16 protein-coding genes are annotated in these 16113 nt (G+C 42.3%); 6 read left to right on the top strand and 10 right to left on the bottom strand.

Annotation, left to right across the window (positions count from 1 at the left end):
- Positions 1-33: 33 nt before the first annotated feature.
- Both GUA46_RS14545 and GUA46_RS14540 read left to right on the top strand, forming a co-directional pair.
- Positions 34-387, top strand: coding sequence for a DUF6249 domain-containing protein (locus GUA46_RS14545; RefSeq protein ID WP_108245271.1), 354 nt, complete (start codon positions 34-36; stop codon positions 385-387).
- Positions 388-455: 68 nt separating this feature from the next.
- Positions 456-1088, top strand: coding sequence for an MOSC domain-containing protein (locus tag GUA46_RS14540; protein ID WP_176621102.1), 633 nt, complete (start codon positions 456-458; stop codon positions 1086-1088).
- Positions 1089-1138: 50 nt separating this feature from the next.
- On the opposite strand, the gene GUA46_RS14535 is transcribed toward GUA46_RS14540, so the two are convergent.
- The gene (locus tag GUA46_RS14535; protein ID WP_176621101.1) at positions 1139-1516 is read right to left on the bottom strand and encodes a hypothetical protein; all 378 of its coding nucleotides are present in this window, start codon (positions 1514-1516) and stop codon (positions 1139-1141) included.
- Between the two features lie 213 nt (positions 1517-1729).
- On the opposite strand from GUA46_RS14535, the gene GUA46_RS14530 reads away from it, so the two are divergent.
- Positions 1730-2602, top strand: a complete 873-nt coding sequence (locus tag GUA46_RS14530; RefSeq protein WP_176621100.1) for an AraC family transcriptional regulator — start codon at positions 1730-1732, stop codon at positions 2600-2602.
- A gap of 5 nt (positions 2603-2607) precedes the next feature.
- Here GUA46_RS14530 and GUA46_RS14525 read toward each other — a convergent pair whose 3' ends face one another.
- Entirely contained in the window at positions 2608-3378 is a 771-nt protein-coding gene (locus tag GUA46_RS14525; protein ID WP_176621099.1) for a S1/P1 nuclease, read from the bottom strand.
- A 136-nt stretch (positions 3379-3514) separates the two neighbouring features.
- Between GUA46_RS14525 and GUA46_RS14520 the strand changes: the two genes are divergently transcribed.
- Positions 3515-5713, top strand: a complete 2199-nt coding sequence (locus tag GUA46_RS14520) for a DUF5916 domain-containing protein (RefSeq protein ID WP_176621098.1) — start codon at positions 3515-3517, stop codon at positions 5711-5713.
- A gap of 104 nt (positions 5714-5817) precedes the next feature.
- Here the strand turns inward: GUA46_RS14520 and GUA46_RS14515 are convergent, their stop codons facing one another.
- Entirely contained in the window at positions 5818-5985 is a 168-nt protein-coding gene (locus GUA46_RS14515; RefSeq protein ID WP_108245292.1) for a lmo0937 family membrane protein, read from the bottom strand.
- A gap of 251 nt (positions 5986-6236) precedes the next feature.
- Between GUA46_RS14515 and GUA46_RS14510 the strand changes: the two genes are divergently transcribed.
- Positions 6237-7499, top strand: coding sequence for a DUF819 family protein (locus GUA46_RS14510; protein WP_108245277.1), 1263 nt, complete (start codon positions 6237-6239; stop codon positions 7497-7499).
- Positions 7500-7544: 45 nt separating this feature from the next.
- Positions 7545-8243: a DUF4369 domain-containing protein gene (locus tag GUA46_RS14505; protein ID WP_229418521.1), complete on the top strand. Its 699-nt coding sequence runs from the start codon at positions 7545-7547 to the stop codon at positions 8241-8243.
- On the opposite strand, the gene GUA46_RS14500 is transcribed toward GUA46_RS14505, so the two are convergent.
- The 7 genes from GUA46_RS14500 to GUA46_RS14470 form a co-directional block, all read right to left on the bottom strand.
- Positions 8240-8512 carry a hypothetical protein gene (locus GUA46_RS14500; protein WP_108245279.1) on the bottom strand — a complete coding sequence of 91 codons (273 nt, stop codon included), beginning with the start codon at positions 8510-8512 and terminating at the stop codon, positions 8240-8242. The two genes, GUA46_RS14505 and GUA46_RS14500, sit on opposite strands and share 4 nt — an antisense overlap.
- 28 nt (positions 8513-8540) lie before the next feature.
- Complete coding sequence (locus tag GUA46_RS14495; protein ID WP_176621096.1) at positions 8541-9509, bottom strand: type I phosphomannose isomerase catalytic subunit; 969 nt, start codon at positions 9507-9509, stop codon at positions 8541-8543.
- 4 nt (positions 9510-9513) lie between these two features.
- The gene (locus GUA46_RS14490; protein ID WP_176621095.1) at positions 9514-9921 is read right to left on the bottom strand and encodes a 6-pyruvoyl trahydropterin synthase family protein; all 408 of its coding nucleotides are present in this window, start codon (positions 9919-9921) and stop codon (positions 9514-9516) included.
- A complete protein-coding gene (gene idi / locus GUA46_RS14485; RefSeq protein WP_176621094.1) occupies positions 9918-10451 on the bottom strand; it encodes an isopentenyl-diphosphate Delta-isomerase in 534 nt (177 codons plus the stop codon). The genes GUA46_RS14490 and idi overlap by 4 nt, the downstream gene beginning before the upstream one ends.
- A gap of 57 nt (positions 10452-10508) precedes the next feature.
- Positions 10509-11462, bottom strand: a complete 954-nt coding sequence (locus GUA46_RS14480; RefSeq protein ID WP_176621093.1) for a PorP/SprF family type IX secretion system membrane protein — start codon at positions 11460-11462, stop codon at positions 10509-10511.
- A 3-nt stretch (positions 11463-11465) separates the two neighbouring features.
- The gene (locus GUA46_RS14475; protein WP_417943113.1) at positions 11466-13493 is read right to left on the bottom strand and encodes a T9SS type B sorting domain-containing protein; all 2028 of its coding nucleotides are present in this window, start codon (positions 13491-13493) and stop codon (positions 11466-11468) included.
- 22 nt (positions 13494-13515) lie between these two features.
- The coding region (locus tag GUA46_RS14470; protein WP_176621092.1) for a beta strand repeat-containing protein at positions 13516-16113 on the bottom strand (2598 nt) is incomplete at its 5' end.

Raw genomic sequence — 16113 nt, 5'->3', positions numbered from 1 at the left:
AAAAATTACAAATAATCATTAAAACGAACAGTTATGGGATCAGAAGTAATCGTTATTCCTATCATTTTTGGTGTTATCCTTGCCATTGCATACCTCTATTTTTCAACTAGAAACAAGGAACGTTTGGCATTAATCGAGAAAGGGGCCGACGCCAGTATTTTTGTCAGAGGAAAAAGAAATGGGACTGCACCAATTTGGAAAATCATCATTTTAAACTTGGCGTTGTTGCTCATAGGCATTGGAGCAGCCATTTTCATTGCATCTATACTGCACTATAGCCTAGGGGTCGATGAAGAAGTTGCGTATCCGGGCACCATCTTTATGCTAGCAGGGGCCGGTCTTTTTGCCGGATTTACCATGACCAAAAAATTGGAAAGGGAAGATTGATTTTCTTAGACATTAAATTTAGTTAGATGACCACCGTCACAAGCGGTGGTTTTTTATAACTTGTCGTCATGAAAGTAATCTCCACTAACCTAGGCAAGCCTACCAAAATAGTATGGAACGATAAAGAAACCATGACGGGCATTTATAAACATCCAGTCGATGAACCACTTTTTTTGGATGTGGAAGATGTAAAGAATGATACCGTAGTCGACAGAAAACACCATGGTGGTACGTACAAAGCTTGTTATCTGTTCTCCTCAGACAACTATGCTTATTGGAAAGAGAAATACCCACTGTTGGATTGGAACTGGGGCATGTTTGGCGAAAATTTGACCCTTGATGGTTTGGATGAGTCGCAATTAAAAATCGGAAGTATTTATAAATTGGGAACAGCGCTGGTACAGATCACACAACCCAGGGAGCCCTGTTACAAATTAGGTATTCGGTTCAACGACCAAGGTATTTTAAAACAGTTCATAGATCACGGGCACCCTGGAACATACATACGTGTTCTTGAGCCGGGAAAAGTTACCTCTGGAGATACCATGGAACTTGTGGAAGAATCAAAAAATCCTTTGAGCATTCAAGCATTCTATTCCCTACTCTTTGCCAAGACCAAGGACAAGCAAGTTTTGGAATGGGCCATAAACAATGAAGCTTTGCCATTGAGCAAAAGGGAAAAGCTTAAAAAATGGGCATAAAAAAAGGGGGCCTCTCGACCCCCAATGCACATAAAAATTAACTAAACAAACTATCTTACTACCACAGTTTCTTTGTAGGTTCCAAATTTGTCAACTACAACAATGGTATATTCATCTTTGAAGGCTTTTTCGAAGTTGAATGCTTTTTCAACTACAATGTCACCATCGATAGCTTCGTCAAAAACAAGTCTGTCCTCGCTATCATATACTTTTAAAAGCACCTTTCCTTTGGAAACGTTCAAAAGGTTCATCATTATTTTCTGACCTTTCTTTACAAATACTGGATCAAGGTTAACTTTTACCAAATTCTTTTCAACTTCGTACTTGGCTACAACTTTTTTGCCAAAGTCGGTTGTGGTTCCGTTTGCCAACCCGATTGCACTTATCAATAGGGCCACTACTACTGTTAGGTTCTTTACTAATTTCATAACACTTCGTTTTTTTAAGATTACAGTACAAATGTAAGGTGCAATAGTGCACATGAATACCACTCCTTTTTCCACTTTATGTGCTATATTAACATGGTAGATGATTTAACATAGTATTAGTGATAAAATAGCATAACTTTAAGGTAACATTGTAGATATTTGCATACTAATTAGTTTTTTAACTTTAGCATACGAAAGGAAAAATTGCAGTAAATGATTCAAAAACCAGCATTTGAGGCAATAGCCCCCAGTTTTGGGCACTCTTTTACATTTCAAAAGTTTAACGCCAACAACGAAAACAAAAACAATGGTTGGCATTACCACCCAGAATTGGAATTGGTATATGTGAACGGGGGTTCGGGAAAAAGGCAAATCGGTAGTCATGTATCCTATTATAGGAACGGTGACCTTATATTAATAGGTTCCAATTTGCCCCATTGTGGGTTTACGGACAAACTAACCGGTAACAAGAGTGAGACCTTGGTACAGATGAAAGCCGATTTTTTGGGAAGTGATTTTTTTAACATTCCCGAAATGAAAAATATCCAAAAGCTGTTCGAGGTGGCCAAAGGGGGAATCGCCTTTTCCGGTAAGACCAAAATGAAGATTGGGGAAAAAATGGAGATATTGGAATATCAGACAGATTTTCAGCGATTGCTCTCCATCCTTAATATATTGAACATTCTGGCTACTTCAACAGAAATCAATGTTTTGAACGCTGAAGGATTCTCCATGGAGACCGAGGTTAAGGACAACGACCGTATCAATGTGGTTTTTAATCATGTAAAAACAAACTTCAAGGAAGATATTAGCCTAGAGGAAATTGCAGATTTGGTAAGTATGACGGTCCCATCCTTTTGTAGGTATTTCAAAAAAATCACCAATAAGACTTTTACGCAGTTTGTAAATGAATATCGTTTGGTGCACGCTTCAAAATTATTGGCTGAACAGCCCATGAGCATTACCCAAGTGTGTTATGATAGTGGTTTCAATAACTTTTCGCACTTCAACAAATCGTTTAAAGCCTTTACAGGACAAAACCCATCGGAGTATAGAAACCAGTTAAAAACTGTTTTACAGTCCTAATATTGTTAATCGAACAGGTCGTTCAATACCTTGGCCAATCGAAGACCTCCATTTTGCAATTGTTGGAAAAGTAAATCATTGTAGTCGTATGAATAGCGATATCCAAGTTTGTCGCCTATTTCTACCGAATCGTATAGTTCCGCACAAATAGCATGGGATTCATCAACCCAATCATATATGGTGCCTCCTTGAATGGCCTTGCGCTTTTTTTTGTCCACATCGCTCAATTCATCGGCCAGTTCGCTATAGGTCATTCCGTAGGACTCAATCAAATTTTTATCCCAAACCCTATGTAAATTGCTTCCTTCACCAAACCATTGCACTTGAATATCATTCCCGCCTTTGTCTTCTGCCCTACTGGCATGCATAGGTTGATGGAGGTCACCTATCAAATGGATGAGCATTTTTAAATGGAATACCCTGTCCTCTTTGGAGTTTTCGTTGTTCTTCACTTTTTGGACACACTCCTCAATGGCCACAACAATATCACCGTATTCGCTTTTATCAGAATCGCGATAACTTGTTCCCAAAGGATAGTTCACATAATGCCATGCCGAATATCTTGAGTAGCTACGGTCCGCTTTTATGTCATCTGCAAAAGTAGAAACGAATGCAAGGCTATGCCCATCCAATAAATCGTTCAAGGCTCGTTTGGCCTTTCCTGTTAAATAATTCTGGGCAATTTGCCCTGTAACGCGATGGCCTGTTTTCCCCCAAATGGTGTTACCGAACACCAAAACAGGAAATAAAAGCAATAGAAATAAGGTTTTTTTCATTTTTTAACGTCTCTTATATAAAAGCTGTTTGCCCAACTAAGTTTCAGAATGTTTCATCAATTAACAATCCATTTCACGATTTTGGGATTTTTTTAACTATAAACTTACATTTGACATACCAACTAAACTAAAGATCATGACCAAACTACACTTTGCACTCGCTGCATTGCTAGTACCTCTTACCTTTTACTCACAAACAAGTTCCAAGGACATCAAAGTAAAATTTACAGAAATTCCTTTTAAAATCGATGGTATCTTGGATGAGCCTCAATGGAATTCCGCAGAAACTACCGATAGTTTTTACCAGTTTTTCCCCGTTGATACCATTCAAGCAGTAAAACAAACCGAGATTAGAATGCTCTATAGCGCCACTACCCTGTACATAGGCATCAAATTGTTTTCCGATGGTGAAGATTATGTAACACCTTCACTTAAGCGTGACTATGGGGCAGGGGGCAACGATAACATCAGTTTAGTGTTCGACACTTTCAATGATGGCACCAATGCATTTCTCTTTGGAATCAATCCTTTTGGAGTACGCCGTGAAGCCCTAATCTCTGGTGGCGGACAAGGCACTAGTGGGTTTACCATGTCTTGGGACGTTAAATGGCAGGGCGAAACCAAATTATATGAAGGCTATTATACCTGCGAAATTGCCATCCCGCTTACCTCGTTCAAATTTAAACAGGGAGAACAAAAATGGCGCTTCAACTCCTATAGGTTTGATATGCAGACCAATGAACAAAGTACATGGGTCCGCATCCCGCAAAATCAAAGAATCTACAATCTTGCCTTTATGGGCGATATGGTTTTTGAAAGGCCCTTGGGGAAGTCCAGGACCCCTATGGCCCTTATACCTTATGTGAATGGTATTGTGGCAAAAGATTACGAGAAACAAATAGAGGAAAACAATATCAAAATAGGGGGAGATGCGAAAGTATCCATAGGAAACGGAATGAATCTGGACATAACAGTAAACCCTGATTTTTCCAATGTGGAAGTGGACAATGTTATCACCAACCTTACCCGTTTTGAAGTATCCCTCCCCGAAAAGCGGCAATTTTTTATAGACAATAGTGACCTTTTTGGGTCTTTTGGTACAGAAGGAGATTATAATCCTTTTTTTTCCAGAAGGATAGGAATTGCCCAAAATGCACAGGGAGAAACCATAGAGAATGGCATAGTGGGCGGTGTAAGGCTTAGCGGTAAATTGAATGAAAATTGGCGCCTAGGGCTAATGAATCTTCAAACCGAAAAGGATGAATCCAATGAAATAGCCAGTAATAACAATACAGTATTGGCCCTTCAGAAAAAAATGTTCTCACGTTCCAACCTTAGCTTCATTTTTGTGAACCGGCAGACCTTTGAGGATTATGATTTTTTGAATGAAGCAGATAGGTACAATCGGGTAGTTGGGTTGGATTACAATCTGGCCAGTGCAGACAATACTTGGACAGGGAAGTTTTTCTATCATAAATCCTTTTCACATGGTGTGGAAAATCGCGATGCAGCTGGTGGAATCAATCTAAAGTATAATTCACGCTTTTTAAACCTTGGTTTGAGCGGAAATTTTATAGGAAACAATTTTAGATCCGACCTTGGCTTTGTCCCCAGAAAGGACATCCTGTTTTTTAATCCATCCGCAGAAGTGATTTTTTATCCAAAAAAAGGAAATTTAAACTCACATGGATTTATAGCCCGACCGGAATTTGTGTGGCGACCAACACTGGATTATCAAAACACGGACTATTTTATTTATACCGGTTGGCAAGCACAATTCAAGAGCCAGGAAGAACTCTCCATAAGACTTTTTAACCGCTACACCTATTTAACCACTTCTTTTGACCCTACCCGAACCAACAACGGAACAGAGCTGCCAGGAGGAACTGGATATCATTACACCAGTGGCGAGGTGGAATTTGCTAGCGACAGAAGAAAGGTTTTTTCCTATACGCTTGAACCAGGGTATGGTGAATTTTTTAATGGGTCAAGATTGGTTCTAGAGGGCGAGATGAATTTAAGGGTACAGCCCAAGATGAATTTTTCTTTAGGTTTCAATTATAACAACATTACATTACCAGAGCCCTATGAAAGTGGTGAGATATGGTTGGTGAGTCCCAAAATAGAACTGACCTTCAACAAATCGGTGTTCTGGTCCACATTGATTCAATATAGCAACCAACTAGACAATTTAGGTTTCAACTCTAGGTTGCAATGGCGATTTGCTCCACTATCCGATTTGTTCTTGGTTTACAACGATAATTATTTTGTGAATTCATTTATGCCCCGAAGCCGTTCCATTAACCTAAAATTGACCTATTGGTTGAATATTTAAACGTTTGTTTGCAATTCCAAATAAAAAAGGCGGTCACATAAATGTGACCGCCTTTTTATATTTTCTTTTTCAAAGCTATAAGGTCAATCGTAGTGTTTAGTATATTATAAGGGTTTACGTCCTGAAATAATATTGTAAAGAATTGCTATTACAGCAACCACAAGTAAAATGTGGATAAGACTACTAGTAGCCATTCCTGCCACAATTCCAAAAAATCCCAATACCCAAATAATTATACAAATTACAGCAACAAGCCAAAGTAAACTTCTCATATGTTCTAGGTTTTTAGTGTTTATATCAATAAAAGTATTTAAAAAAGATTCAGGTGATTGTTTCAATTCAAGTAATTGTTGACTCAATACCGTTTAAGTCCAAAAGCAGTTCTATCTGATTAATTTACAAAATGTTAGCAACACATAAAAACATCTAAATCAGATTCAGGCAAAAGAAGTATCCATTTTGTGCCACAAACTACACCACCCCACCTATTTTCCTATATTTGGACTTCTATCTTAAAAAAAATATGGATCAACTACCTTTTACCCAAGACACCGTAATTTTTGGGCTTCTTTGTCTCTGCTTAGGATTCGTTTTTTATACCTCATCCATTAAAACCGGGTTTTGGAACAAATTTTATGGTGTAGTGCCTACCGTGCTCATGTGCTATTTGTTGCCCGCTATTTTGGCCAGCTTGGGAATTGTGGACGAATCGGCATCACAAACCTATTATGTGGCAAGTAGATATTTGCTGCCCGCCGCATTGATACTAATGACGCTTAGCATTGATCTCAAAGCCATCATAAATTTGGGGTCTAAAGCATTGGTCATGTTTTTAACGGGAACGGTCGGGATAGTCATTGGAGGCCCTATAGCAATATTGATTGTTTCCATATTTTCACCCGAAACTGTAGGTGGGGCCGGCCCGGACGCAGTATGGCGAGGATTGGCGACCATTGCAGGTAGTTGGATCGGTGGAGGCGCCAACCAAGCTGCAATGTTGGAGGTATTTAAATACAACCAAGAAAACTATGGAGGCATGGTCCTTATCGACATCGTAGTAGCCAACCTTTGGTTAGCCGTCATTCTTTTGGGAGTGGGCAAAACCGATAAAATAGACCGTTGGCTCAAAGCGGACACCTCTTCCATTGAAGAGCTCAAGGTAAAAGTATCTACCCATACTGAAAAAATTGCACGGGTCACTACCCTCAAGGACTTTATCATGATATTGTTCTTCGCTTTTGTTGGTGTTGGAGTTGCCCATTTGGTGGGGCACCACTTTGCCGTCTTTTTACAGGATAATTTCGAAGTTATCCGTAACCCACAAAAAATATTATCGTCACTTGGATCAGAATTCTTGTGGATGGTAGTCTTTGCTACCGCCATCGGCATTGGATTATCTTTTACGAATGCCAAAAATTATGAAGGTGCCGGCGCCAGTAAAATCGGCGGTATGTTCATCTATATTTTGGTAGCCACTATAGGTATGAAGATGGATTTAGGGAAAGTCTTGGATAATCCCGGCCTTATCGCCATTGGCTTAATTTGGATTACCATACATGCTGGACTGCTTATTTTAGTGGCCAAACTCATAAAAGCCCCATTCTTTTTCTTAGCTGTGGGGAGCCAAGCCAATGTAGGGGGAGCTGCCTCCGCACCGGTAGTGGCAGCAGAGTTCCATCCGTCTTTGACATCGGTTGGTATACTTTTGGCCGTTTTTGGATACGTTGTGGGTACTGCTGGAGCATATTTATGTGCTTTGTTGATGGAAGTAGCCTCTAATGTTTAAATATTTTCAGAAGATTATGCATCTTTGCGCTGCTAAAATTTTATGATGAAGCGGATATTGTTTGTATTACTTATTGGAATTTCAGTGTTGTCTTGTGAAAAAAACACACAAAACACCATGACCGTTAGCGGAAATATTAAAGGGTTAAAGAAAGGTACTCTGTATTTGCAACAATTTAAGGATTCCACGTTGGCCATTTTGGATTCATTGGAGATAAAGGGTGATGGTGCTTTTAATTTTTCTACGGAAGTAAGCGAACCGGAAGTATTTTACCTCTACCTAAAGAAGGAAGACAATAACGACATTAACGATAGGATTACCTTTTTCGGGGAGCCAGGAACCATTACCATTAATACGGCTTGGAACACTTTTGATACGGATGTTGAGATTTCAGGTTCCAAATCGCATGAAAAGCTTTTAGAGTTTCACGAAATGGCCTCTAAATTCAATATCAAGGAGTTGGGGCTACTGCAACAAGCTTCTAATCTCGACACAGAGAAAGATTCCTTGGTCTTGGATTCTTTGCAAAGGCTGGTCAATCAAAATACGATTAGCAGATATAGATACGCCTTAAATTTTGGCCTGAATAATGGAAACTCTTATGCAACTCCTTACATTATGATGACCGAAGCGAGCGAAGCCAATCCAAAATATTTGGATTCCATTTATAAAGGATTGACACCAGAGGTAGCTGCTTCCAAATACGGAAAGGAGTTTAAAGTGTTCTTGGACAAGAACAACTAAGCTTCCAAATTATTCAACTGTTCCACGAGCTTGGTGGCCTTTTCCTCCAGTTCCGTGCGAATAGCTTTAAAGTGAGCTTTGTTATCCTCCAACTTTTTTTGGTTGACCTTATTCATGAGGTCGTCATAAACCTCAATGGCTTCGTCTATGATTACGGTACCTTCTTCCGACTCCTTGTTTCCTGAGCCGGCTTCCCATATATAAACAGCTTCAATAATATCTCCCAACACAAAATTGATATCTTTCTTTAAATCACGAATACTTGGCATAACGCGGTTGTTTTTATTAAATATACCACTAAATTGTAACTTCTAAAAGTTTAGCTCCTTCTGTGTCAATATCCACATAAGTAGTTGATGCTGAAATTAAGACAGTTTCCCCCTTTGTTATGGCAACACTGCCCCAATCGTTTCGAATTTGGGCAGCACCTCCTACGCACATAAAAATGGTAAAGGAGTCTCGTTGGGTCAAATCTTGTTTCATGGACTTGGTAAGTTCCAAAAAGTCTGTTTTAAAATAGGGACAATCCACCATTGAATTAACATGATCTTGGTTCTTGGCATATTCCACTTTAAAGTCATCCTTCTTCTCATAGTCTATGGCATCGACCGCCAAACTGGTGTGCAATTCCCTTAAATTACCTTCCTTGTCCCTGCGGTTAAAATCGAATACCCGATAGGTAACATCTGAGGTTTGCTGGATTTCGGCCAAAAGTACCCCTGCACCAATGGCGTGTATTTTTCCTGTATTGATAAAAAAGGTATCGCCCTCGCCTACTTCCTCATAATTCATTAAATCGGTCAAGGTTCCTTCCTCAAGGCTTTTTACATACTCGTCCTTTTCTACATCCTTATTAAAGCCCACGATTAATTTTGCGCCGGGGTCGGCATCCATAATGTACCACATCTCGGTTTTTCCAAAGGAATTGTGTCTTTCTTTGGCCAATTCATCATTTGGATGCAACTGTATGGAAAGGTCCTGCTTTGCATCAATAAATTTGATGAGTATGGGGAAATCGTTCCCAAAACGTTCCACGACACTCTTCCCTAAAAGTGCTTCACCATGTTCGTCCATCAAGCTCTGAAGCGAAGTCCCGGACAAATCTCCATTTGATACTTCGGAAATATCCCCTTCTACCCCCGAAAGTTCCCAGCTTTCACCGGTAATATCACTTTCAATAGGTTTATGCAATACATCTTTTAACTTGGTTCCTCCCCAAAGTCGTTCTTTAAGGATAGGTTTAAATTTTAACGGGTATAAGTTCATTGTGCTATCCTGTATAGGTTACAAAGTTTCGAGGAGTTTCATAAAGCACTACCTCCAACTCCTTAGTTTGTTTTATATGCGGTCTTAATTTATTCCATATCACTACAGCTATGTTTTCTGCGGTAGGATTCAAATTTTCAAACTCTGGAACATCGAGGTTCAGATTCTTATGGTCCAATGCCTCCTCTACATGTTCCTTAATCAACTCCTTAAGCACTTTTAGGTCCATTACAAAGCCTGTTTCCGGATCTATTTCCCCGGTAACGCTCACGATAAGGTCATAATTATGCCCATGATATTTTGGATTGTTGCATTTACCAAAAACAGCTTTGTTCTTTTCGTCGTCCCAATCTGGGCGATGCAATCTGTGTGCAGCATTGAAACTGGCCTTTCTACTCGCTTTCACCTTCATTTTGCAGAGGTATTTTCCATAAGATGGTCGTAGAAACGTTCAAAAATAATCTTGAACCATGCGGTGTATTCATCGGGATTTTCCATCATATCATTTTTGATATCCTCTGGATGCATCCATTTCCAATCGGCAACCTCCTCTGGATTGATATTCGGTTCTTCTTCAAAATAACCTACCATCACATGATCAAACTCGTGTTCCGTAAGGCCATTATCAAAAGGGGCCTTGTACATAAAATGAAAGAGTTCTTTAAGATCTGTGGTGAAACCCATCTCCTCCATAAGCCTGCGCTTTCCAGCTGCAATATTGCTCTCCCCTTCCCTTTGATGGCTGCAACATGTGTTGGTCCATAGCAATGGGGAATGGTATTTGTCCTTGGCCCTCTGTTGAAGCATGGTCTCCCCTTTTTTGTTCATCACAAAAACCGAGAATGCCCTATGTAGCAAAGCCTTTTGATGGGCTTCCATCTTGGGCATTAGGCCTATTGGCTCGTCCTTTTCATTTACAAGTATCACTTTTTCCTCTATCATGAGGTAAAAATATGACCTTTGAAGTTAAATAAAGATGGATTGATTGATAAATTCTTACTAAAAGAAGCGTGGTGATTTCAGATTTCCGATGTTCCTGATAAAATCGTACCGTAGAATGATTTCGAAGGAACCATCATTAAAGGTAGCGGCGCCAAGTTCGGTGATTTCCCTATCATATGCCATCCCAATCATAAACTGGTCGGACAACATAAATCCAATTAGACCACTAAATGCGGCATCCCATCGATAGGCCACTCCCCCGATAAACTTTTCATTGAACATAAAGTTGGCGGAAAGATCTACCTGCAATGGTGCTCCTTGAACTGCCTTGGTCAATAAAGTGGGTTTGAACTTCAATACTGGATTTAAGTCCCAAACATAACCCGTAATCAGGTAAAGGTTAAGCTGTTCCTTGGCAGTGGATACGGAAGAGGAATCAAAGTGGGTCGTCTCCAATATTCGAGGTGCCGACAAACCGGCATAAAACCTATCGGTGTGATAATACACCCCTGCTCCGATATTCGGTGAGAACTTATTCTGGATGTCCTGCTGTGATTGCAGCTGTGGGTCTATCTCGAACTCATCGAGCTCGGAATATCGAATATCCAACATATGGGCACTGGCCTTGAGCCCAAAACTAAGCTTGCCTTCCAAAGAGGTTTGGATGGTATAGGAGAAGTCCACATCAAAATAAGTTTCGGAGGTGGGGCCTATTTTATCATTCACAATGGATAGTCCAAGACCCACACCACGGTAACCCACCGGTGTATGAGCGTTCAACGTTTGTGTTTCCGGTGCCCCATCAAGTCCCAACCATTGGTTCCGATACAATGCGGCAATGCTCAGATGTCCTCTTGACCCCGCATAGGCCGGATTGACACTTACAGTATTGTACATATATTGGGTATACTGTGCATCTTGCTGTGCTTGCATAGTTCCTACTCCAAGCAGAAGTAAAACAAGCAACCATTGGGTTTGTTCTTTAAAAAGTTTGTTTACCACAGTTACCATTGTTTATCTGTTAATATATATGTAGCCTGTAAGCTGTTTTGTACTACCTCCGTTATCCTGATAATCTATCACATAAAAATATGTACCTACCGGAAGTTTATTGTCCTGATCCACGGTAACCCTTCCTTGCGAAGTACCGTCAAATACATTTCCATTAGTGTTGTATGACTTGGTCTGGAACACCATTACCCCCCATCTGTTGTAAATCCTTACCGTGTTGTTAGGGTAATTCGAGAGTCCTCGGATTTCCAAAACATCGTGTACTCCATCACCATTGGGCGTTATTACGTTCACAACATCCACTTCTTCTTCATCGGTGGTAAGTTCTCCTAAGTCTGGATCTAAATAATCGGGTATTCCGTTCTCATTGGCATCATCATTGGCGTAGTCACCATCACCGTTGGTATCTTCATCCATGGTTTCTATACCATCGTCATCGTCATCCGAATCCCTGAAATCCGGTATGCCATCGCTATCGGTATCGGGCAATGCAGTGCTGGGATCATCTATTTCATCATTGACATCGATATCGATGACCGTTTCACCTTCGTAACCATCATCCAGACCATCGTTATCCTTATCGGAGCCTATCAGGCTAACTTCTGGAATACCATCATGATCATGGTCGTGCGCTTCAATGGCATCAGGAACATTGTCATTATCGCTATCCTCATCTACATAATCCGGAATACCGTCATTATCTGAATCCATAGGAATCAATCCAATATTACCATCAACCTCATAGGCATCATCCAATCCGTTGTTGTTTGCATCAACTAAGCTAGGTGGAATGTACCCCAATGCTGGTTGCGCCTCAATATTATCGGGAATACCGTCATTATCACTATCTATATCCAAATAATCTGGAATGCCATCACCATCGGTATCTGTTGGATTGGTTGATGGATCATTATCGTTATCAGCATTCAAATCCTCAAAGCTGTCCACAATCCCATCATTATCACTATCCAAATCAATTCCTGAAGGACTTACAATTACAGTAATGGTAGCTGTATCACAATTTCCATTAGAATCACAAACCGTATAATCAAACGAATCTGTTCCTGTAAAACCTGGATTCGGTATATAGGTAATATCATCATCCGATGGATCTGTCGGTGTTCCGTTATTGTTCAACACCGCGGTACCGTTTGATGTATTGGTTACGCTGATTGTCCCTGAAGTAGGTATATCATTATCGTTTGCTCTCCATGAGATTGTGGTCTGAACATCAATATCGGTAGAAACCGAATCGTCAAATGTATCCACAATAGGAAGTACATCGATCATTACCGTAGCCGTACTACAATCGCCAAAGGAATTACAAATGGTATAGTCAAAACTATCGCTTCCGTTGAAATCCGGATTTGGTGTATAGGTGATTACATCATCCTTTGGATCGTTTACGGTACCATTATCATCAATGCTGACCGTACCACTCGATGGATTGGTCGCTGTTAAAACGCCCGTGTTTGGCAAATCAGCATCGTTGTCAAATATGGGAACAATAACGGATGTATCTTCATTGACAGTAACCATATCATCCATCAAAGTAGCTGCTTGGCTCATGCACACCACTGTAAATCTTGGAAGTTCTGTACTGTTCCCAACTTTTGTGATTGTGGCCACATACCTCATTACGGTTTGTGTACTTGTGACAGTTGGTCTGGATTGGTCACCAGATAAGGCAGGAGTCCAGCTTACCGACGCTCCCGAAGGAATACTTGCTGAAATATCCAAAATCACCTGGTTGTTCGGTGCTTCGCAATCAGTTAGAATAAAATAACCTGTTGCATTGGAACCACAAAGTGTACCGTCATAGGTTGCAAAATACACCCCTGGTTGGGTGGCTTCATAAAATGAATTGGTACCCAAAACAGTGCTTGTATCGGAGGCTTCATACCATTGATAGTTATGTTCATCTCCAGTATCCGGCGCTTGCAACAAGAACTGGGCACTTGCCATATTCACTCCTGCAAAAAAAATGCACAGTCCAATGAATAAAGACTTATATGAGGTGTTGGATTTCAAATCTACTTGTCTTTATTCATTATTATTTTACGACAAAAACTACGTTGATCAGTGCATTATAATCTGCTGGTTGACCAATTATATCATAGGTTAATTGACCATTGGCATCAATACTCATATTATCGAATACAGTTGGATCTGCATAGGTTATGTAATAGTATAACTCTGTTGGTCCGTAAGTCGGGATTGCTGCAGGTGCTCCCGCACTTGCGACTGCCGGTGTTCCGTATTGAGTTACATATTGAGAATATAAATTCAAGGTTCTACCTGTTCCATTACTCGAAGCATCTATAGCAATCGAAGGCGGGTAGAAAATTCGTGCCGCTTTGGATGTAATAGGAGCAATATCTTGAATCACATCTTCCACAGTAGCCTCAGTATTTCCATCTCCGTCTACATCTACCGGGGAATCTGAATTCACTTCTGATGCATCTTGCTCATCCGTATTATCCAAATAAGTTGTAAGGTCCACAGTACCGCCGTTCTCCAGGGTCAGGGTATTGCCGCTAAGGCTCAACGCCTGATCATCGGTGTTGTCCATGTAACCGGACAGGTCCACAAAATTCCCGTCCTCGATGGAAAGATTGTTCCCGCTCAAGGTCAGGTTCTGGTCGTCTGTTCCGGCCGCCGCCAGTACCGTGCTGAAGTCGACAGTTTCTGTACCCCCATCTTCCAGGGTCAAGGTCAGTTCGTTCGTGGTATTGTCAAGACTGAATGCCGTTATTGTTTGATTGTCCGTATTATCGAGATATGCACCAAGGTCTACAGTGCCGCCGTTCTCCAGGGTCAGGGTGTTGCCGCTAAGGCTCAAGGCCTGATCATCTGTTCCGGCCGCCGCCAGTACCGTGCTGAAGTCGACAATCTCGGTACCGCCGTTCTCCAGGGTAAGGGTCAGTTCGTTCGTGGTATTGTCCAGACTGAATGCTGTTATAGTTTGGTCGTCCGTATTATCGAGATATGCACCAAGGTCTACGGTGCCGCCGTTCTCCAGGGTCAGGGTGTTGCCGCTAAGGCTCAGTGCCTGATCGTCGGTGTTGTCCATATAGCCCGACAGGTCCACAAAGTTTCCGTCCTCGATGGAAAGGTTGTTCCCGCTCAAGGTCAGGTTCTGGTCGTCTGTTCCGGCCGCCGCCAGTACCGTGCTGAAGTCGACAATCTCGGTACCGCCGTCCTCCAGGGTCAAGGTCAGCTCGTTCGTGGTATTGTCCAGACTGAATGCCGTTATCGTTTGGTCGTCCGTATTATCGAGATATGCCCCAAGGTCTACGGTGCCGCCGTTCTCCAGGGTCAGGGTGTTGCCGCTAAGGCTCAAGGCCTGATCATCTGTTCCGGCCGCCGCCAGTACCGTGCTGAAGTCGACAATCTCGGTACCGCCGTCCTCTAGGGTCAAGGTCAGTTCGTTCGTGGTATTGTCAAGACTGAATGCCGTTATCGTTTGGTCGTCCGTATTATCGAGATAGGCACCAAGGTCTACGGTGCCGCCGTTCTCCAGGGTCAGGGTGTTGCCGCTAAGGCTTAGTGCCTGGTCGTCCGTGTTGTCCATGTAGCCCGACAGGTCCACAAAATTCCCGTCCTCGATGGAAAGGTTGTTCCCGCTCAAGGTCAGGTTCTGGTCATCGGTTCCGGCCGCCGCCAGTACCGTGCTGAAGTCGACAATCTCAGTGCCTCCGTCCTCCAGGGTAAGGGTCAGCTCGTTCGTGGTATTGTCCAGACTGAATGCGGTGATCGTTTGGTCGTCCGTATTATCGAGATAGGCACCAAGGTCTACGGTGCCGCCGTTCTCCAGGGTCAGGGTGTTGTCGCTAAGGCTCAGTGCCTGGTCGTCCGTGTTGTCCATGTAGCCCGACAGGTCCACAAAATTCCCGTCCTCGATGGAAAGGTTGTTCCCGCTCAAGGTCAGGTTCTGGTCATCGGTTCCGGCCGCTGCCAGTACCGTGCTGAAGTCGACAATCTCGGTGCCCCCATCTTCCAGGGTCAAGGTCAGTTCGTTCGTGGTATTGTCAAGACTGAATGCCGTTATCGTTTGGTCGTCCGTATTATCGAGATATGCACCAAGGTCTACAGTGCCGCCGTTCTCCAGGGTCAGGGTGTTGCCGCTAAGGCTCAACGCCTGATCATCGGTGTTGTCCATGTAACCGGACAGGTCCACAAAATTCCCGTCCTCGATGGAAAGGTTGTTCCCGCTCAAGGTCAGGTTCTGGTCATCGGTTCCGGCCGCTGCCAGTACCGTGCTGAAGTCGACAGTTTCCGTGCCTCCATCTTCCAGGGTAAGGGTCAGTTCGTTCGTGGTATCGTCCAGACTGAATGCTATTATAGTTTGGTCGTCCGTATTATCGAGATAGGCACCAAGGTCTACGGTGCCGCCGTTCTCCAGGGTCAGGGTGTTGCCGCTAAGGCTCAATGCCTGATCGTCGGTGTTGTCCATATAGCCCGACAGGTCCACAAAGTTTCCGTCCTCGATGGAAAGGTTGTTCCCGCTCAAGGTCAGGTTCTGGTCGTCTGTTCCGGCCGCCGCCAGTACCGTGCTGAAGTCGACAATCTCGGTGCCCCCATCTTCCAGGGTCAAGGTCAGTTCGTTCGTGGTATTGTCAAGACTGAATGCCGTTATCGTTTGGTCGTC

Origin of the sequence: Flagellimonas chongwuensis, from assembly GCF_013376415.1 — a bacterium.
GTDB lineage: Bacteria > Bacteroidota > Bacteroidia > Flavobacteriales > Flavobacteriaceae > Flagellimonas > Flagellimonas chongwuensis.
This window is presented reverse-complemented; position numbering and strand designations above follow the sequence as displayed.